Consider the following 22,552-nt stretch of genomic DNA (forward strand, 5'->3'; position numbering starts at 1 on the left):
AGGTGTGGAGTGGGCACCGCCCGTTCGTTCACAGAGCTGTTCGAAGCGCAGGTCGCGCGGTCCGGTGACGCGACCGCACTGGTGTACGAGGACACCTCCTGGTCCTACTCGGACCTGAACGCACGGGCGAACCGGCTCGCACGGGCCCTCGTGGCGCAGGGAGCCGAACCGGAGAACCTGATAGCTCTCGTCTTACCGCGCGGGCCGGAGTTCGTCGTGAGCGTCTTGGCCGCGCTCAAGGCAGGCGCGCCCTTCCTGCCCATCGACGCGAGCTATCCGGCCGACCGGATCCGGTTCATGTTCGCGGACGCCGCGCCCCGGCTGGCGGTGTGCACCGCCACGACCGAAGACGCGGCGCCTGCGGGCGTGAACCGGATCCGGCTTGAAGACCTGGAACTGGACGGATATCCGGCGGACGACCTGACCGACGCCGACCGCAGCCGTCCGGCCACTGTGGACAACATGGCGTACGTGATCTACACGTCCGGGTCCACCGGCCGTCCCAAGGGCGTGATCATCAGCCATGCCGGCGCGCCGACCGTGATCAAGCTGGCCGAACGGTTCGGGCTCGACGAACACAGCCGGGCGTTGCAGTTCGCCCCGACCGGATTCGACGCCGCGCTATGGGACATCTTCACGCCTTTGCTCACCGGCGGTGCCATCGTCGCTGCGCCCGCCGAGCGGACAAACTCGGACATCGCGCTGGCCAGGCTGTTGGCCGAGCAGGGCGTCACGCACGCGACCATTCCGCCTGCCGCCCTTGCCGCGATGTCACCCGGCAGCTTCCCGCCGGACGTGGCGCTGTACCTGGCAGGCGAGGCGTTCGCGCCGACCCTGCTGGAGAAGTGGTCGGAAGGCCGGATCGTGGTCAACGGCTACGGCGCGACCGAGGCGACGATCTGCACCACGGTCAGCCGTCCGCTGCAGGGCGCGATCGTGCCGCCGTTGGGCACACCGGTCGACGGCACCGACATGTACGTCCTGGACGCGGCGTTGCGGCCGGTCCAGCCAGGTGAGATCGGCGAGTGCTACCTCGCCGGAACCGGGCTGGCCCGTGGTTACGTGAACCGGCCCGACCTCACCGCGGAACGGTTCGTGGCCAACCCCTTCGACCCCACGCCAGGGGCGCGGATGTACCGGACCGGGGACTTGGTCCGGCTGACCGGGCAAGGCGAGTGGCAGTTCGTCGGCCGCGCCGACGACCAGGTGAAAATCCGCGGGTTCCGCGTCGAGCTCGGGGAGATCGAGCTCGCGTTGGCCGCACACCGGAGCGTCGACCGGGCTGCGGTCGTGGTGCACCGGGACGCCCAGGGCGATCCACAGCTGGTCGCGCACCTCGTCGCGGTGGGCGACGTCGACCGCGACGAACTGCGGGACTTCCTCGGCGAACGACTGCCCGCGTACATGGTGCCCGCGCTGTTCGCCGTGCACGACGAGTTTCCGTTGACCCCGCACGGAAAGATCGACCGGGAAGCGCTGCCTGAGCCGTCGGGCGCCCGTTTGCTCACGGCCCAGGTCGCCCGGGTCGAGCCGCGGACCGGCACCGAACGGCAGATCGCCGAGATCTGGCAGGAGGTCCTGGAACTGGACTCGGTCGGCGCCGAGGACGGGTTCTTCGCACTGGGCGGTGATTCCCTGCGCGCCCTGCGGGTGCTCCGCAGGACGATGTCGATCTTCGACGTCGAGCTCTCGCCCGCCGTGTTGTTCGACGAGCCGACCGTCGCCGGACTCGCCGCTGCCGTCGACGCACTCGCAGGCAACGCGATGTCCACGATCGAGCCGGTCGCGCTCGACGGCCCGATCCCGTTGTCCCCGGTCCAAGAACGCCTGTGGTTCCTCCAGGAGTACGACCCAGGGTCCTACGAGTACAACGTCGCCGGCGGCCTGCGGTTCACCGGTGACCTGGACGTCGACCGGCTGCACGGCGTGATCGAGGACTTGGTCGCGGCGCACGACTCGTTGCACACCAAGTTCGACGCGGACTCCGGCACCGGCTACCAGCTCGTGTCCGCACCCGGGCCGGTCGCGCTGTCCAATGAGGACTTCACTGGCCGTCGGGCGGAGTTCGAGCGGTGGATCCGGGCCGAACTGACCCGCCCGTTCGACCTGCGGCACGACGACCCGAGCCGATGGTGGCTGGTTCGGCTCGCCGAGAACGAACACGTGCTGGTGTTCTCGGTGCATCACATCGTCACCGACGGCACGTCGATCAGGCTGCTCGCCGACGAACTGTGCGCACGCTACGAGGGTGTCAGGCCTCCGGAGCAGCCGGTGCGGTACCCGGATTACGCGGTCTGGCAACGTAATCAGTGGAGCGATTCCCCGCATGTGGACTACTGGCGCGAGCAACTCGCCGACCTGCAGGTCGTCGAGGTACCGACTGATCACCCACGGCCAGCGGTGCGCGGCGGCGCAGGCGCCAGGCACACCTACGAGATCCCGCAGGAGATCACCGAACGTCTCAGGGCGTTGAGCTCCGAGACAGACACGACGTTGTTCGCGACACTCGTGGCCGCGGTGCAGGTGCTGCTCGCGCGCTACACCGGCCAGCAGGACATCGCGGTCGGCACCGTGACCGACGGCCGCAACCGGCCCGAGCTGGAGCGGATGCTCGGCTTCTTCATCAACACACTCGTGCTGCGCTCCCATGTGGACCCCGAGGCCACGTTCACGCAGTTCCTGCGTTCGGTCAAAGGCACGATCCGCGACGGGTTCGCGCACCAGGACGTGCCGTTCCACCGGATCGTCGACGCCGCGGGCGTACCGAGGGACACCAGCAGGACGCCGCTGTTCCAGGCTTTCGTCGTACTGCAGGACGCCTGGTTCACCGACCGCGAAGTGGCCGGGATGCAGGTCCGCCGCGAGCCGCTGCCGGACGTCACGGCCGTCACGGACCTGATCTTCGACTTCGAGGAGAGCTCAGGCGTCCTGACCGGCCACCTGGGATACGACACCAGCCTGTTCGACGCCGCGACCATCGAGCGGATGGCCGCCAACCTGCTGACCCTGCTCGAAGCGGTGACCCGGCAGCCCGACACCGTGGTCTCACGTTCACCGCTGGTGCACCCGACCGAGCTCGACCGGATCACCGTGCAGTACAACAACTCCGCGGGACCACAACCGCTTGACGTACCCCTGCACGAGCTGTTCGCCCAGCACGCGCAGAGGAACCCCGACGCGACGGCGGTGATCTTCGACAGCGGCCTGCTGACCTACGGCGAGCTCGACGCCAAGTCGAACCGGCTTGCCCACCACCTCAAAGCGCTCGGGGTACGACCGGGTGACGTCGTCGCGATCCACGCCGAGCGCGGACTGGACCTGCCGGTCGGGCTGCTGGGCATCCTCAAGACTGGCGCGGCCTACCTGACGATCGACCCGAGCCAGCCGGACGAACGCACCGCGTTCATGCTCGAGGAGGCCGGTGCCACAACGACGTTGGTCCGCGGCGTACACGCTGGGCGGTACCGCGATCCGGTCGTCCTGGACACCGACTGGCCGGACATGCCGAGTGATGCCCCGGCTGTCACCGTGACTGGCGAGGACGTGGCGTGTGTGCTGTTCACGTCGGGATCGACCGGTAAGCCGAAGGGCGCCGCGTCCCCGCACAAAGCGACCGTGCACGCGTTGTGCCAGACGGACTTCTTCGAGCTGAGCCCACGCGAGGTCATCCTGCAGAGCATGGGCACGTCCTGGGACGGGCTCTCCCTCGAACTGTGGTCGGCGTTGCTGCATGGCGCTTCTCTCGTGTTCTACCCCGGGGACTCGATCGACGCCGATGTTCTGGCCGCCGAGGTACGGCGGCACGGTGTCACCACGATGTGTCTGGCGGCCGGTCTGTTCAATGTCCTCGCTGAGAGCAACGCCGAGGTGTTCGGCTCGGTGTCCCAGGCGCTCGTCGGCGGTGACGTCGCCTCGATGGCACACCTGCGCGAAATCGTCCGCGCGCATCCGGATCTGCGGCTGGTCAACGGCTACGGGCCGGTGGAAACGATGGTCGTGGTCGCGTGCCACCAGATACGCGGCCAGGATGTCGCCGAGGACCGTGCGATGGTTCCGATCGGACCACCGCTGCGCAACCGGCGGCTGTACGTTCTCGACGGCTTGCTGCAGCCATGCCCGATCGGTGTGGCAGGCGAGCTTTACGTCGGCGGCCCTGGTGTCGCGTACGGCTACGTCAACCGCCCGGGCCTGACCGCCGAGCGGTTCGTCGCCGACCCGTTCGGCGCACCCGGCGACCGGCTGTACCGGACCGGTGACCTGGTCAGGTGGACCGCCGGGGGCATCCTGGAATTCCTTGGCAGGGCCGACAAGCAGGTCAAGGTCCGGGGCTACCGGATCGAGCCGGGGGAGATCAAGGTGGTGCTGGCCGCCGACGAGCGGGTCGGCCAGGCCGCGGTGATCGTTCGGGAGGACACGCCTGGTGTCAAGCGCCTGACCGCGTACGTGGTCGCGCCGCCGGACCTGGATGTGGCCGGTCTGCGGGAAATGGCCGCGGCACGACTGCCGGATTACATGGTGCCCGCGGACATCGTGGTGCTGCCGGAGATCCCGTTGACCCGCAACGGGAAACTCGACCGGGCCGCGCTGCCAGTGCCCGGCCGGTCCGTCGGTGCTGACGACTATGCGGCGCCGAGGACCACGCAGGAGTCGGAGCTTGCCCGGATCTGGGCCGAGGTGCTCGGCACGGACTCGGTCGGCGTCACGGACAACTTCTTCCGGCTCGGCGGTGACTCGATTCTGAGCCTGCAGGTGGTCGCCAAGGCGCGGCAGGCCGGGTTCTCGCTCAGCTCGCAGGATGTGTTCCGCCACCAGACCATCGCCGAGCTCGCCGGCGTGACCGGAATCGCGGTCACCACGCCCGAGAAGAGCGTCCCGCCTGGCCCGGTGCCGTTGCTGCCCATCCAGAAGTGGTTCCTCGACAGGCATCCCGACCACCCCGAGCGCTTCAACCAATGGGTCAGTGTCGAGCTTTCGCCGGACGTGGACGCCAGCGCGCTCCAGCAGGCTCTGCGGGTCGTCGGCGAGCATCACGACGCGTTGCGCCTTCGTTTCCCGGGCAACAACCAGCGCCAGACGGCTGACGGCGACACTGTCCACTGGGGACCGACTGATTTCGACCTGGCGTCCGGACCGTTGCTGCGGGCCGAGCTGGTCGATGGCACTTTGACGTTGGAAGCACACCACTTGGTGATCGACGCGGTGTCTTGGCGGATCCTCCTTGCGGACCTCGTGACCGCGTACAGCGCGATCGTCTCAGGCAAGACGCCTGAGCTGCCCGCGAAGACGACGTCGTTCCGGGCGTGGGCCGAGATCGTCGCTGAACCAGGCCGGTTCGACGACGAACTCGGCTACTGGCAGGCCTTGCCAGAACCGCAGCCGTTGCCACAGGACGGACATGGCGACGTCACCGCAGGCGCCGCGCGGACGATCACAGTCAGCCTTGACGCCACCGAGACCGAGGCCCTGCTGCGCCAGGTCCCGGCGGCCTACCTGACACGCACCGACGAGGTGCTGCTCGGCGCCTTGTCCTCGACGCTGGCGTCATGGACGGGCGACCGCAGTGTGATCGTCGACGTGGAGGGGCACGGCCGCGAGGACATCGCCGCAGCGGACCTCTCCAGGACCGTCGGCTGGTTCACCACGCTCTACCCAGTCGCGCTCGTCCTGCCCACAAACAGTGACAAGGGGGCGTTGCTCAAGGCAGTGAAGGAGCAGGTTCGCGCGATCCCGCACCGAGGCATCGGCTTCGGTGCGCTCGGCGTCAGCACGAACCCGGAGATCAGCTTCAACTACCTCGGCCAGTGGGACAACGCCGAGCAGGACAACGAGCTCTACGTCGGTTCCTCGCTGACCATGGGCTTGAACCAGCACCCTGACCACGAACGCGATCACTTGCTCGACGTGGTCGCATCCGTCCAATCAGGACAGCTGACCGTGCGGTGGACGTTCTCTCCCGGAGTGCACCACGAGACTACGGTCGCGCAGTTGGCCAACGGCATGCTCGACACGGTGCGCGGCGTGATCAAGCACTGCGCGCGCCCCGATGCGGGCGGCCGTACGCCATCGGACTTCCCGCTGGCCAAGCTGAGCCAGGACGCCGTCGACCGGATCGCCGGGACCGGGCGGGACGTGCAGGACATCTACCCGCTGACCGACATGCAGCGCGGCATGCTCTTCCACAGCCTGGCCGAGCCGCAGGAGGACGTGTACCACGCGCAGGTCGACTTCGTGCTCGACGGTGTCTCCGATGTGCGACGGCTGGCCGACGCGTGGCGAACGGTGGCAGCGCGGCTGGACATCCTGCGTACTTCCCTGGTGTGGCAGGACGTCGACATCCCGGTCCAGGTGGTCCGGCGCGGGGTGGAGCTGCCGGTCAGGACGTTCGACTGGTCCGCGCTTCCCGCGGACGAGCAACACAGGAGACTGCAGGACTACCTCGCCGATGACCGGGCCGCGAAGTTCACGTTGGCCGAGCCGTCCGTGGCCAGGGTGGCGATCGGCAAGCTCTCCGCCGACAGCGTCGCGGTGGTGTTCACCTTCCACCACGTGCTGCTGGACGGGTGGAGCGTGCAGCACGTACTGGCCGAACTGTTCGCCGCCTACGCACAGGGAAGCGTGGCACCCACGCGGCGGTCGTTCGGCGACTACGTAGCCTGGCTTGCCGAACAGGACGAGAACGCGGCCAAAGAACACTGGCAGAGCACTCTGGCGGACTTGCCGGACGCTCCCGCACTGCCCTATGACCGGCCGCCGGTCCAAGCCCACCGGGCCAGGGGGACCGCGCAAGTCCGGCGAATCCTGCCGGAACGACTCAAGGACGGCTTGGCCGCGCTGGCCAAACGCGAACTGCTCACGGTGAACGCGGTGGTGCAGGGCGCGTGGGCGCTGCTGTTGTCGCGGTACTCCGGTCAGCAGGACGTGGTCTTCGGGTCGGTGGTGTCCGGCCGAGACGGTGACCTGCCTGGCGTCGACGAGGTCTGCGGCATGGTGATCAACACGATCCCGGTCCGGGTCGACTGCGACGACACCCGTGGCGTGCTCGGCTGGCTGACGGATCTGCAAGCAGCGCAGGCGAAGTCCCGGCAATTCGGATACGTGTCACTGTCCCGGATGGCCGGTTGGATCGGCGGGGACAAGCCCGCTGCGGAGATGTTCGACAGCGCGGTCGTCTTCGAGAACTACCCAGTCCGCTACGACGTCGCGACGCAGAACGGCCTCGCCATTCGCGACCTGAATGCCGCCGACGCCAACAACTTCCCGCTGACGCTGGTCTACATGACCGCGCAGGAACCGTCCTTCATGCTGGCGTACGACAGCGAGCTGTTCGACGTCGCCACGATCGAACGCATGGCAGGTCACCTCACCACGGTGCTTGAGTCCATTGTCGACAAGAAGACCGGCACGCTGGCCGGGCTGGACATCCTGACCGAGACCGAGCGCGCGACCTTCGCGCGGTGGAACGACACGAAGGCCGACTACCCGGCCGATCGCACGATGCACGAGTTGTTCGAGGCACAGGCGGCTCGGACACCTGACCGGACGGCGCTGATCTGCGACGACCCGGAACTGTCGTACCCCACTGGTAACGTGAGATTCGGGGGTCCCCCTGGCGAGTCGCGACGACGGCTGCCCGGAAGTCTTGGCGCGATCACCTACCGCGAGCTCGACGAGCGCGCGAACCGCTTGGCGCATCACCTGATCGCCGAAGGCGTCCGGCCGGACTCGGTTGTCGCGATCAAGATGTGGCGGAGCATCGACATGGTGGTGAGCATGCTCGCCACCCACAAAGCCGGTGGCGCGTACGCCATGATCGATCCGCAGTACCCCGAGGACCGCGTCCGGCAAATGCTGGACGACCTCGTCCCGGCAGCTGTGGTCACCGAGGAGTGGTTGGCTGACAACGCCGGCCGGATCGCAACACGGCCAAGCGACAGGCCGGACGGCAAGGCATCGCCGGACAACCTCGCGTGCATCATGTTCACGTCCGGTTCCACCGGGCGCCCCAAGGGTGTGAGCGCGTCGCATCGCGCGATGGTCCGGACGTTCACCGGGCAGGATTTCCTGGACTTCGGGCCGGACGAGGTGTTCCTGCAGTACTCGCCGGTGTCGTGGGACGCGGGGCAGATGGAGCTCTGGGGCGGTCCGCTGCACGGCGGCACGACCGTCTTGTGCCCCAGTCATTCCCTGGATCTGCCGTTGCTCGTCGAGCTGATCGAGCGGCACCGCGTGACCACGCTGTGGCTGTCGGCCAGCCTGTTCAACGCGGTCGTGGACAACCACCCGCACGTCCTCGACACCGTGAAGCAGGTCGCGACGGGCGGTGAAGCAGCGTCGACACCGCACATCCGCGCGGCACGGCAACGCCATCCGAACCTCAAGCTGGTGCACGGGTGCGGCCCCGTCGAGAGCATGGTTTTCGCGCACACGCACGAAATCACCCACCAGGACACGGGACCGTTGATCCCGATCGGTGGACCCATGCCCAACACCCGCGGTTACGCACTGGACGCGAACCTCAGGCAGGTTCCGGTCGGCGTGGCGGGGGAGTGGTACATCGGCGGAGACGGCCTGGCACGCGGTTACCTCGGCAGGCCGGACCTGACCGCCGAGCGGTTCGTGGCCGATCCCTACGGACCGCCCGGATCCCGGCTGTACCGGACCGGTGACCTGGTGCGCTGGCGTGCGGACGGGACGATGGAGATCCTCGGCCGGGTCGACGAGCAGGTCAAGATCAGGGGCCACCGGGTCGAACCGGGCGAGATCGAGACCGTGCTGCTGACCCATCCGGACGTGACCGCGGCGAGCGTTGTGGTCCGTGAGGATCAACCGGGCAGCAAACGGTTGACCGGTTACCTCGTCGGGGCGTGTGACGCGGCCAAGGTACGGGACTTCCTGGCCGAACGGCTGCCGGAATACCTCGTGCCCACCGCTTTCGTCGTGCTCGACGCGCTGCCGTTGACCTCGACCGGCAAGGTCGACCGCGCGGCGTTACCCGTGCCGGAAGGCAGGCCGGAGTTGGCGGCGGCGGACTACGTCCCACCCCGCACACCCACCGAGGAAGGCATCGCGGGCCTGTGGGGCTCGGTACTCGGTGTCGACCGGGTCAGCGCCGAGGACGACTTCTTCGACCTCGGCGGGGACTCGATTCTGACCATCCGGTTGCTGTCGGAGATCCGCGGGCTGTTCGGCGTCCGGCTGTCCCCGCGTGTGGTGTTCGACAGGCCGACCGTACGTGCCTTGTCCGAAGCCGTGGAGCTGGCCGTCCTCGAGGACATCGAGCGGTCCGTGCACACCGGCCGGACCTGAGCGGAAGGACCGAAGTTGCTGCAGAACGACCGGCTCGACATCGCCGGCCGAGCAGTCAGTGTGGTCGTCGACCACTCCGGCTGGGGCGCCGATCGGCCGCAGTTGTGGCCGTCGGTGGGGATGTACCCGTGCTACGACGAACTGCTGTACGACCTGATGTCCATGGACGAGGTGCGCAACAGCGCGTACCGCAAGGCGTTGGAGCGCACCGCACCCGGCCGGATCGCGTTGGACATCGGCACCGGCCGGGACCTGAACTGGGCGATCGAGGCCGTCACCAGCGGTGCGACTGAAGTTGTCGCGATCGAAGGCATGCCGGAGACCTACCAGATGGCCAAGCAGCGGCTCGCCGAGATCGAGTGGAGCAGCCGGATCAAGCTGTGCCACGGGCTGTCCACCGACGTCACCCTCGATCGCCGGGCCGAGCTGTGCGTCTCGGAGATCATCGGCGACATCGGTGGCGCGGAAGGCGCGGCCGCGGTGCTCGCCGACGCGCGCCGCAGGCTCACCACGCCCGACGCGGTGTTCGTGCCGGACAGCTGCATCACCTACGCCGGTGCCACCTGCTTCGCCGACATCTTCCCGGACGGCGCGGGCTTTCTCGCCCAGTCGACAGATCTGCTGACGCAGGCCTTCACTGTCCACAGCGGACCGTTCGACGTCCTGCTCGGGCTGGCCAATGTCGGCCCCGAGCACCTGCTCACGGACTACGCGCCGGTGGAATCGTTGTACTTCAACGGTGATCTCGCGGTCGATGGCGACACGTCAGCGACGTTGACGGTGTCGCGTCCAGGCCGGGTGGACGGGTTGCTGCTGTGGATCGAGCTGTGGTGCCTGCCCGGTACCGACCCGGTGAACTCGTTGACCATGCGTACCAACTGGATGCCCGTGTACCTGCCGCTGTTCGACCCGCCCCGCGCGGTCAAGCCTGGCGACGAGATGCACATCGACTTCACCTACCAGCCGTCTGGCGACGGCGTGCATCCGGACTACTTCGTCACCGCGCGGCTCGCCGGTGAGACCGCGGAGTTCCACGTCCCGCACCAGCCGGGCACGTTCGGCGCGCACCCGGTGTACCGCCGACTGTTCCCCACCACCTGAAGAACCTGCCGCACCACGAGGAGGACCACGTGGACAGCACGTCACGCGCCGATCGGATCGCCGCGCTCCCCGCCCATCTGCAGGAGCGGCTGCGGCAGCGGCTGGCCGGTCAAGGCGGCCCGGACGGCGACCGGATCGGCCGGGTGAGTGCCGGTGAACGCACCGGCCCGCTGCCGTTGTCCTTCGCCCAGCAGCGCCTGTGGTTCCTCAACGAACTCGACGGTGGCGGGATCGAGTACAACAGCGGCTTCGCCGCACGCCTCAAAGGAGTCTTGGACCTCGACGCGCTGACCGCGAGCCTGAACGAACTCGTGGTCCGGCACGAAGCACTCCGTACCACGTTCGACACGGTCGACGGGTCCGCTGTCCAGATCGTCCAGCCGCCGTACGACCTCGAAGTGACCGTGCGCGATGTGGACGAGAACCAGGTCCGTCCGGTCATCGAGGAGTTCTACCAGCCGTTCGACCTGCGGCGTGGCCCGTTGTTCCGTGCCATGCTGCTCAGACTGTCCGAAGCGGAGCACTTATTGGTGCTCGGCATGCACCACATCACGATCGACGGATGGTCGCTGGAGATCCTGCTGCGGGAACTGGGTTCCCTCTATTCGGCGCGCGTGCGAGGGGTCGCGCCGAAGCTGCCGGATGCCGAGGTGCAGTACGCGGACTACGCCGTCTGGCAACGAAACCGGATGTCGGGTGCGGCACTGGACCAGCAACTGGCGTACTGGAAGCAACGGCTGGCCGCGATCGCCCCACTCGAACTGGCCACCGACCGGCCGCGGCCACCCGTCCGCACGGACGCAGGCGCGCTGCACACGTTCTGGCTTCCTGACTCGGTCACCGCCGGTCTGCGGGCGCTGAGCCGAGAGCACGACACGACTCTGTTCACGGTTCTGCTCGCCGCCTGCAAGGTGTTGTTCGGCCGGTACTCAGGTCAGGACGACATCGCCGTCGGTATGCCGACCGCCGCCCGCAACCGGCCTGAGCTCAACAACACGGTCGGGTTCTTCACCAACACTGTGGTGCTGCGGTCCGAACTGGCGTGGAACCGGACGTTCCTGGATTTCCTGAGCGAGGTCAAGACGACCACGCTGGACGCGATCGCGCACGACGAAGTGCCCTTCGACCGGCTGGTCGACGCGCTGCACCTGGACCGTGACCCGAGCAGGACGCCGCTGTTCCAGGCGATGCTCGCATACCGGGGTGCTCAGCAGGCCGTGCTGGATCTGCCTGGGTTGACCGTGCAGGAGTACCACCTGCCGCGTGAGTCGTCCCCATTCGACCTCAGCCTGGAGTTCCAGGACGGCGACGACGGTGTCCTCGGTGCACTGGAGTACAGCACGGACCTGTTCGACGAGAGCACCATCCACCGGTTCACCGAACACCTGCACGTTCTGCTCGAAGGGATCGTCGCCGATCCGGCGCGACCGCTCAGCGACCTGCCTTGGCTCACCACCGCCGAGCAGCACCGGCTGGTCGTCGAACTGAACGAGACGACCGTCGACTACGAAAAGCCCAACGCCATCCACGAGTTGTTCGAGCGGCAGGTGCGACTGCGGCCGGACCAGGTCGCTGTGTCCTATCAGGACAGCTCGCTGACGTTCGCCGAACTCGACGCGCGCGCCAACCAGGTGGCGCACGAACTCGTCAGCCGCGGTGTCGAGCCCGGCAGCTTGGTCGGACTGTGCGTCGACCGGGGACTGGACATGGTCGTCGGCCTGCTTGGCGTGCTGAAGGCGGGTGCCGCCTATGTGCCGCTCGATCCCGGCTATCCCGGCGACCGGCTTGCGTTCATGATGGCCGACTCGGCGGCGCCGGTCCTGCTCACCCAACGACCACTGCTGGAACGGCTGCCCGAGCCCGAATGCGAGGTGCTGTGCCTGGACGAGCTGTGGCCAGCGGCCGGACGGCATCCGGTGACGGCACCACAAACCACTGTGGGACCGGACGATCTGGCTTACGTCGTCTACACCTCCGGCTCGTCCGGGACGCCGAAGGGGGTGATGATCGAGCACCGCAACCTCGCGTACATCGCGGACGCCTGGAACCGCAAGTACGACCTCGCCGCCAAGCGGCTGCGCTTCGTCTCAGTGACCACGCTCGCGGTCGACCTGTTCTTCTCGGACCTGCTGCGCTCGGTGTTCTTCGGCGGCACGATGATCATCGCGCCTGCGGACGTCGTCACCGATCCGGCCAGGCTGCTCGACCTGATCGACCAGAAGTCGGGCACCGCGATCGAGCTCGTCCCGACTCTGGCGAACGCACTGGTGAGCGAACTGCACGAGCGGAACGCGAAGCTGCCGCGGATGGGTCTGGTGTCGGTGGGCTCCGAGGGCTGGCGGGCTGAGGACTGCGCCCGTCTGCTTGAGCGCGTCGAGCCGGGTTCGGTCGTGGTCAACGCCTACGGCTCCACTGAGATCACTGTGGACTCGACCGTGCACGTGCTGGACAAGGACGGTCAGGTCAGCACTCCGATCGTGCCGATCGGTCGTCCGCTGCCCAACACCCGCGTCTACGTGGTGGACCGGGATCTGCGGCCGGTGGCCGCGGGCATTCCAGGTGAGCTGGTGATCGGCGGTGACGGGGTCGGCCGTGGCTACTGGCGGCGCCCGGACCTGACCGCGCAGCGGTTCGTCGAGGACCCGTTCGTACCGGGCGCCAGGGTGTACCGGACCGGCGACCGGGGCCGTCATCTGCCTGACGGCACACTGGAATTCCTCGGCCGGGTGGACGACCAGGTCAAGATCCGGGGCTTCCGGATCGAGCCCGGCGAGGTGGAAGCCGTGCTCGCCGAGCACCCGGCCTTGCGCCAGGTCGCGGTCGTTGTCCGCAACGACGAGTCCGGGCGGCCACGGCTGGTGGCGTATGTCGTCGGCGATGTCCGCGGCACGGCGCCGCTGCGGTCCTTTGTGGAGCAGAGGCTGCCCGAGTACATGGTGCCGTCGGCGTTCGTCGTTCTCGACGACCTGCCGACCACCCCGAACGGCAAGATCGACCGGCGTGCGCTGCCGGACCCGGAAACCCGCAGCGAGACCGGTTACGTGCCACCACACACGGCTACCGAGGAGAAACTCGCGAAGATCTGGGCCGAGGTGCTCAAGGCCGACCGGGTCGGCGTCGAGGACAACTTCTTCGAGCTCGGCGGCGACTCGATCCTGAGCATCCAGGTCGTCTCCAAGGCCCGCCGCGCGGGACTGCGCCTGGTGGCCAAGGACCTCTTCGTCCACCAGACAGTCAGTGCACTGGCAGCGGTGGTGGGCACGGCACCGACGCGTACCGTGACGAACGCGGTCGGCTCCGGGCCGTTGACGCCGGTACAGCACTGGTTCCTCGAAACCCACACCGAACAGCCGCATCACTACGCGATGTCGGCCTCGCTGGAACTCGCCGAGGACGTCGACGAAGACGCGTTGCGAGTCGCCGTTCTGGCCGTGGTGACACACCACGACGCCTTGCGGACACGGTTCCGGAAGATCGACGGCGAGTGGCAGCAGGACATCGCCCCGGTCGACGAACACGCGGTGTTCTCCCGGGTCGAAGCGTCCGAGCGCGCGGACATGTCAGACGCGGCACTGGCCGCGCAGTCAGGCATGGATCTTCAAACCGGGCGGTTGACCCGGGCGATCCTGTTCGACCGTGGCTCGCGGCCGGCGGTGCTGTTCCTGGCCATCCACCACCTCGTGGTCGATGGCGTCTCATGGCGGATCCTGCTGGACGACCTCGACCGTGCCTACCAGCAGGCGCATGCGGGACAGCCGGTCGACCTCGGCCCGAAGTCGACATCGTTCCCCGAGTGGGCCCGCAGGCTCAACGACCACGTGCGCGGTGGCGGGCTCGACCACGAACTCGAGTACTGGTCGGCCATTGGCGGACATCCGAGCCTGCCGGTCGACCACGACGGGCCGAACACATCGGGTTCGGCACAGCGCCTGACTGTGACACTCGACGCCGAGACCACGCAAGCGTTGCTGCACACCGTGCCTCCGATCTATCGCACACAGGTCAACGACGTCCTGATCAGCGCGATGGGCGCGGTGCTCGCCGACTGGACGGGCACGCAGAACGTGCTGCTCGGCATGGAGGGCCACGGCCGGGAGGAGATCGTCGACGGCGTCGACCTGTCTCGCACGGTCGGCTGGTTCACCACGCACTACCCGGTCTCGTTGACCGTTCCCGCGTCCCGGCGGGTCGAGGACTGGGGCGAGATCCTCAAGTCGGTCAAGGAACAACTACGGGCGCTGCCCGGGCGTGGGCTCGGGTTCGACGCGTTGCGCTACCTTCGCCGGTCGCTGGGCGACGAGGCAGTTCCCCAGATCAGCTTCAACTACCACGGCCAATGGGACGGTGGCAGTACGACCGGACTGGCGCGGGCCGCTGACTTCGGGGATCTCGGACAGGACATGGGACCCGACGAGGCCCGGCCGTACCTGATCGACGTCGTGGGCATCACCAACGCCGGCCGCCTCGAAGTCAGCTGGTTCTACTCGCCGAACGTCTTCGCGCAGCAGACCATCCAGCAGCTGGCTGACCGGTTCGCCGACCACCTCCGGCAAATCGTCGAACACTGCGGGCGTCCCGGCGCGGGCGGGCGGACCCCGTCGGACTTCCCGCTGGCCGGGATCGACCAGCGAACGCTGGACGAGGTGTTCCGCGGCGGCCGTGACCTGGAAGACCTGTATCCGCTCACCCCGATGCAGCACGGGATGCTCTTCCACAGCCTGGTCGACGACCAATCCGGTGCGGACACGTACTTCGACCAGATGACGTTGCTGCTCGACGGAGTGTCCGATCCGGACAGTCTCGCGGTGGCGTGGCAGCGGGTGGTCGACCGGACCGCGATCCTGCGGACATCGATCCACTGGCAAGGCGTGGACGAGCCGTTGCAGGCAGTGCACCGGCACGTCGAAGTGCCTGTGGTGCACCATGACTGGCGGCATTTCTCGGAGGTCGTGCGGCAGCGTGAACTGCGGCGCCTGCTGGACGAGGACGCGGCCGTCGGAATGGATCTCAGCGCTGGACCGCTGCTGCGCGTGGCGATCATCCGGACGGACAACCGAAGCGTGTGGCTGGTGCGGACGTCGCACCACATCTTGCTTGACGGCTGGAGCAACGCGCAGATCCTGACGGACGTCTTCGAGGAGTACGCGGCGATTCGTGACGGCAGGCAGCGAAACCTGCCCGCCAGGAAGCCGTTCCGGGCCTATCTCGATTGGCTGACCGCGCAGGATCCGGCGAAGGCCGAGCGGCATTGGCGCGGGGTGCTCAACGGATTCGACTCGCCGACCCCGCTGCCGTACGACCGGCCGCCGAAGTCCGCGCACACCAGCCGCTCCACCGACAAGACCAAGGTGGACCTGTCGCCCGCCCGGACCGCGCAGCTGACCGAGTTCGCCAAACGGAACCGACTGACGGTCAACGCGGTGGTCCAGGGCGCATGGGCGCTGCTGTTGTCCCGTTATGGCGGGGGATCGGACGTGGTCTTCGGTGCCACGGTGTCCGGACGCCCAGCTGACTTGCCCGGTGCCGATGAGATCGACGGCATCTTCATCAACACGATCCCGGTCCGTGTGCGTGTGGATCGCGATGCCGAACTGGTGCCGTGGCTGCGTGACCTTCAAGCAGCGCAGGTGGAGTCCCGTCAGTTCGAGCACGTCTCACTGGCCCAGATGCAGGGCTGGAGTGACCTCGACGCGGGCACGAACCTGTTCGACAGCATCGTGGTGTTCGAGAACTTCCCCTTCGACGGCAGCGCGACAGGGCACGGCGTGTCGGTGTGGAACATCACCGCGCTGGACGAGACCAGCTTCCCGTTGACCCTCAGCGCGTATCCCCGCGAACGGTTCGGGCTGGAGCTGGCCTACGACCGTGACCTGTTCGACGCGTCGATGATCCGGCGGATGCTCGCGCACCTGGACGCCTTGCTGGCCACGATGACCGAGCAACCAGACCGTCGTATTGGGACACTCCCCGCGCTGAGCGACAGCGACGTGAAACTGCTCGAAACCTGGCACGGTCCACAGACCGGCGTGGCCCGGCACGTGCTGGACTTCTTCGACGAGCACGTCCGGCACACCCCGGGCCACGTAGCGCTGGTCTTCGGTGATTCGCAGCTGACCTATGCCGAGTTGGACGCTCGCGCCAACCAGTTGGCGCACAAGCTGATCGGGCACGGCGTCGGTGCCGAGAGCTTGGTCGCCGTGTGCCTGCCGCGTGGAATGGACCTCGTCGTCGCTCTGCTCGCGGTGTGGAAGGCGGGCGGTGCATACGTTCCGCTGGATCCCGGCTATCCGGCTGACCGGTTGGCGTTCATGCTCGACGACACCGGAGCGTCGGTGGTCATCGGAGCCCAGTTCGACGGCCGGGTAGCCGTCGAGGTGGACTCGTCGGAATTCCCCGTGACCGCACCGGCCCGGGACACCGGTCCGGAGAGCCTGGCGTACGTCATATACACGTCCGGATCGACCGGCAGGCCGAAGGGCGTGCTGGTCGAGCACCGCAACCTCGCCTCGGTCGCGGTGGCCTGGGATGCCCGCTATGGCTTGCGCGAACGCAGGCCACGGCACCTTTCGGTGGCCAGCGTGTCGTTCGACGTGTTCCACGGGGACTTGCTGCGCGCGCTGTGCTTCGGCGGAACGCTGATCGTGTGCCCGGCCGACGCGACCGGTGATCCCCGGCGGCTGCTGGCCGAACTACGCCGGACCGGCGCCACAGCCTTGGAGCTCGTGCCGACAATGGCCAACGCGGTGCTGGCCGAGCTGACCGACGACACCTTGGCACAGCTGAAGATCCTGTCGATCGGGTCGGAGACTTGGCGTGGCGCGGACTGCGAGGCACTGCTGGCTCGGGTCAGCCCCGATGCCATCGTCGTCAACTCGTACGGTGTCACCGAGGCGACGATCGACTCGTTGCTGTTCACCGCTTCCGAGGTGAACGGCAGGTCCTTCACGCCGATCGGCAAGCCGATGCTCGGCGTTCGCGCGCATGTCCTGGACGCCGATGGCGACCCCGTTCCGATCGGCGTGCCGGGGGAGTTGTGGCTCGGTGGGGCTGGAGTGGCTCGTGGTTATCTGAACCGGCCCGCGCTGACCGAGGAACGCTTTGTCCGTACCCGCTTCGGCAGGCTGTACCGGACCGGGGACCGGGTCCGGTATCTCGCCGATGGGAACCTGGAGTACCTGGGCCGGATGGACGACCAGGTGAAGATCCGGGGATTCCGGATCGAGCTCGGCGAGATCGAGTCCGCGCTGTCGCGGCATCCGCAGGTCGCTGAGGCGGCCGTGGTGGCAAGGCAGGACGGGGACATCCGCAGGCTCGTGGCCTACGTCGTGACGACCGCGCAGGTGTCCGAGCTGCGGGCGTATCTCAAGCAGTCCCTGCCGGACTACATGACACCGGCCTTGTTCGTGGAGCTTGCGGCCCTTCCGTTGACGCCGAACGGGAAAGTCGATCGCAAGGCGTTGCCCGAACCAGGCCGCGCCGAGACAGGTGTGACGAAGGTGCTGCCGCGTGACCAGGTGGAGCAAACGCTCGCCGAGATCTGGGGTGCGGTACTCGGTCTGGACGAGATCGGAGTGCACGACAACTTCTTCGACCTCGGCGGCGACTCGATCCTGAGCATCCGAGTGGTGTCCCGGATCCGCTCGGCACTCGGTGCGGACCTCACGCCGAGGGCGTTGTTCACGACTCCGACGATCGAAGGACTGGCCGCGGCCCTCCCGAAGGCCCAGCAGGCAGATGTCATCCCCGTCGCGCCACGTGACGGCGACCTGCCGTTGTCGTTCGCGCAGCAGCGGCTGTGGTTCCTGGACGAATTCTCCCCAGGCAGTGCCGAGTACAACAGCTGCTCCGGCCTGCGGTTGACCGGAAAGCTGGACGTCGAAGCTCTCGGTGACGCGTTGAACGCCCTGGTGGAGCGGCACGAATCGCTGCGGACCACCTTCGATTCGCTGGACGGCCACGGCGTGCAGCGTGTGCACGAGCCCTACAACGTGCACATCAGGACTGTCGAGGCATCGGACGAGACCCACGCACGCGAGATCCTTGCCGCAGAGGTGCAGACTCCGTTCGACCTGCGCACTGGGCCGTTGTTCCGTGCGCTGCTCGTGCGTCTGTCCGAACAGGACCACCTGCTTGTCCTGAGCATGCACCACATCGTCACCGACGGGTGGTCGATGGGCATACTCGCCGACGAGCTCGCCACGCTCTACGCGGGCCGTGAACTGGCACCGCTGCCGATCCAGTACGCGGATTACGCCGTGTGGCAACGGGATCGTGAGGTCGGTGCGGACCACCTCGATTACTGGAAGGACAAACTCGCCGCGCTTGAGCCGTTGGAGCTGCCCACGGACCGGCCACGACCGCCGATCAAGACGTCCAACGGCGCTGTGCACCGGTTCGAGGTGTCCGCGGCGCTGCTCGCTAGGCTCAAGGAGATCGGCAGGTCCTGCGACAGCACCCTGTTCATGACCCTCGCCGCGGCGACCCAGGTGCTGTTCGCCCGGTACACCGGCCAGAGCGACATCGCTGTCGGGACGGTGACTTCGGGTCGTGAACGCGCCGAGGTGGAGCGGCTGGTCGGTTTCTTCGTCAACACGCTCATCCTGCGTTCTACTGTGGACACGTCAGTCGGGTTCCTCGACTTCTTGCGCGGGGTCAGGGATACCTCGGTGGCCGCGTTCGAGCACGCCGACGTGCCGTTCGAGCACCTGGTCGACATGCTCGCCCCAGTCCGTGACCCCAGCAGGTCGCCGTTGGTGCAGGCGTTGGTCGTCCTGCAGAACACGCCAAGCGACCGGCTACGGCTCGACGAATTGACGATCGAGGAGATCGAACTGCCGAGCGCGCTGGCGATCTTCGACCTGTCGGTCGAGTTCACCGAACGGGATTCGGCACTGCTCGGCGTGATCGAGTACAACACCGATCTGTTCGACGCGGCCACGATCGACCGGCTGGCCGGCCATTTGGTCACCCTGCTCCAGGGGATCGCCGACACACCAAGCAAGGCGCTGGCCGCCTTGCCGATGCTGTCCAATGCCGAGCGGCATGAGCTGACAGTGGACTGGAACCAGACGACAGTCAGCGCCGACACCAGCCGGTGCGTGCACGAACTCGTCGCCGCGCAGGCCTTGGCGCATCCCGATCAGCCTGCTGTCACGTTCGACGGTGAAACGCTGACGTACGCGGAGCTGGATGCTCGCGCCAACCGGCTGGCACATCACCTTGTTGCCAAGGGCGTTGGGCCGGACGTACTCGTTGGCGTCTGCCTGGAACGCGGGCTTGACCTTCCGGTGGCGTTGCTGGGAGTGCTCAAAGCCGGTGGTGCCTACGTTCCGCTTGACCCGGACTACCCGGCCGACCGGCTTGCCATGGTACTGGCGGACTCGGCCGCGCCTGTCCTGATCACCAGCGCGGACCTGCTGACACGACTGCCTTCGGGTGACGCCTCGATCGTTTGCGTCGAGGACGTGCCGCCACAGCCGAGCACAGCACCCCAAACCGGCGTCGGGCCGCACAACTTGGCCTACGTGATCTACACATCGGGATCGACCGGCAAGCCGAAGGGAGTGATGGTCGAGCACCGCTCGGTGGCCAACCTGCTGCTCACCACCAGGGAACGGTTCGAGTTCGGGGCTTCGGACGTGTGGACGATGTTCCACTCGTACGCCTTCGACTTCTCGGTCTGGGAACTGTGGGGCGCGCTCGCGTTCGGCGGCCGCGTGGTCGTGGTGCCGCGGTCCGTGGCCCGTGCGCCCGAGGCGTTCTGGCGGCTGCTGGACGAGCAGGGCGTGACCGTCCTGAACCAGACGCCGTCGAGCTTCCGCGGCCTGGTGCGTACCGCGATCGACCAGGGCAAGCAGGCTCCGGCGGACCTTCGGCTCGTGATCTTCGGCGGCGAGGCGCTCGAACCGGGACATGTGCGCGACTGGTTCGAACGGTTCGCTGACCAGCCGACGCGCCTGGTGAACATGTACGGCATCACCGAGACCACAGTGCACGTGACCTATCAGCCGCTGGACTGGTCCGAAGTGGAGTCGTGCGGGCGGGTGCGGCTGGGGCGGCCACTGCCGAACTACCGGATGTATCTCCTCGACCAGAACGGCACGCAGGTCCCGGTCGGCGTGCCAGGGGAGATCTACGTCGGTGGCGCAGGGGTGGCCCGCGGGTACCTGAATCGGGCGGACCTGACCGCACAGCGGTTCGTCGACAGTCCGTTCGTCGCCGGTGAGCGGCTGTATCGCACGGGTGACCTCGGCCGGTACCTGCCGGACGGCAGGCTGGAGTACTGGGGCCGGTGCGACGACCAGGTCAAGATCCGCGGTTTCCGGATCGAGCTCGGCGAGGTCGAGACGGCGTTGGCCGCCCATCCGCTGGTCCGTGCGGTCGCGGTCGCTGCGGTCAAGGAGAGCACCACTGCCAGGCTGGTCGCGTATGTCGTCGCGGCTCAGGAGCGGCCGGATGCGGCGCAGTTGCGTGCGTTCGCTGGCCGGTCGTTGCCCGACTACATGGTTCCGTCGGCGGTCGTACTGGTTGACGAACTCCCGGTGACCCCGAGCGGCAAGGTGGACCGTCGTGCGCTGGTCGCTTTGGGCACGAACGCCGACGCAGCCGGGCAGGCCCACGTCGAACCGCGTGACGAGACCGAACGGGTGCTGGCGCGGATCTGGGCTCAGGTCCTCGGGGTCGGCCGGATCGGCGCGCACGACAACTTCTTCGACCTCGGCGGCGACTCGATCCTGAGCATCCAGGTGGTCTCCCTTGCGCGCAAAGCCGGGATCCAGATGTCTACAAAGGACATGTTCGTCCATCAGACGATCGCCGAACTGGCAGCGCGGGCATCGGTGGCGTCGAGGCCGCAGCCGGCTGGGCCGGTGGTCGGCGAAGGGCCGTTGACTCCCATCCAGCACTGGTTCCTCGAACATCACCCCGTACGTCCGGACCAGTTCGGTATGTCGCAGTTCCTCCAGCTCGCCGATGACGTGACACCGGACCTTGTCAAGGCGACTGTCAACGCGTTGGTCGAACACCACGACGGCCTGCGTGCCAGGTTCGACGGCAGGGTGCAACGGGTCCTGCCTGCATCCGACGTGGTGCTCGACGTGGTTGACCTGTCCGCGATGGACGATGAAGTCCGGTCGAAGACCGTTCTGGAACAGGTGCGAGCGGCTCAAACGGGCATGAGCCTTACCGACGGACGACTGGTCCGGACCGTGATGTTCGTCGGTGACGGTGCTCCTTCGCTGTTCTTCGGCGTGCACCACGTCGTTGTGGACGCCGTCTCGTGGCGCATCCTCTTGGAGGACTTCGACACCGCCTACCAGCAGCTACTGGCCGGTCAACCGGTCGATCTCGGTCCGAAGACCACGTCCTATCTGGACTGGTCGCGGAAGTTGAGCGAATACGTCGCCGCGGGGAACCTGGATCACGAACTGGACCACTGGCGTTCGGTGCGGGTCGAGCCGTTGCCGGTCGACCACACCGGGCCGAACACCGTCTCGTCGGCGGCGACCGTCTCCACGCAGCTCACTGCGGACGAGACGGAAGTGTTGCTGCGCAAGGTCCCTGGCCGGTTCCGGACCAGGATCGACGAAGTGCTGTTCGGCGCGGTCGCGCACGGGCTGACGGTGTGGACCGGGCGTGACTCGGTTGCGATCGACGCCGAAGGACACGGCCGCGAGGACTTCATCGACGGCGTGGACCTGTCCAGGACTGTCGGCTGGTTCACCTCGATCTACCCGGTCGCGCTGTCGGTCGGCACCGAGCTCGACTGGCCGCGACTCGCCCGGACGGTGAAGAAGCAGCTGCGTGCCGTGCCCGGCAAGGGAGTCGGCTTCGGCGCACTGAAGTACTTGGGCGACAAGGTGCCCAGCACGCCGCAAGCCCAGATCGCGGTCAACTACCTCGGCCAATGGGACACCGCGACATCCGTGGACAGCGTGGTACGCGGGCAGTTGCCGGAACTCGGCGAAGACCTGGCACCCGCCGAAGCCAGGACCCATCTGCTTGAGGTGACCGGCGGCGTGCAGGGCGGTGAACTCCGGCTGCAGTGGACGTACTCGCGCAACGTCCACGACGAGGCCACGGTTCGTTCGCTCGCCGACACGGTCACCGCGGCGCTGCGGGCGCTGACCCGCGAACTCTGAGAAGG

Annotated in this window: 3 protein-coding genes; all 3 read left to right on the forward strand. The window is 67.5% G+C overall.

Features of this window, described 5'->3' with window-relative positions:
* The first annotated feature begins 9 nt into the window (after positions 1 to 9).
* The 3 genes from B9C43_RS05500 to B9C43_RS05510 are packed head-to-tail and all read left to right on the forward strand — an operon-like array spanning position 10 to position 22,547.
* Positions 10 to 9,306 carry a non-ribosomal peptide synthetase gene (locus B9C43_RS05500; protein WP_084424928.1) on the forward strand — a complete coding sequence of 3,099 codons (9,297 nt, stop codon included), beginning with the start codon at positions 10 to 12 and terminating at the stop codon, positions 9,304 to 9,306.
* Positions 9,307 to 9,321: 15 nt separating this feature from the next.
* Complete coding sequence (locus B9C43_RS05505; RefSeq protein WP_084424929.1) at positions 9,322 to 10,407, forward strand: SAM-dependent methyltransferase; 1,086 nt, start codon at positions 9,322 to 9,324, stop codon at positions 10,405 to 10,407.
* Between the two features lie 29 nt (positions 10,408 to 10,436).
* Positions 10,437 to 22,547, forward strand: coding sequence for a non-ribosomal peptide synthetase (locus B9C43_RS05510; protein WP_084424930.1), 12,111 nt, complete (start codon positions 10,437 to 10,439; stop codon positions 22,545 to 22,547).
* The last annotated feature ends 5 nt before the right edge of the window (positions 22,548 to 22,552 follow it).

It is taken from the genome of Kibdelosporangium aridum (assembly GCF_900176515.1).
Classification (GTDB): Bacteria; Actinomycetota; Actinomycetes; order Mycobacteriales; family Pseudonocardiaceae; genus Kibdelosporangium; species Kibdelosporangium aridum.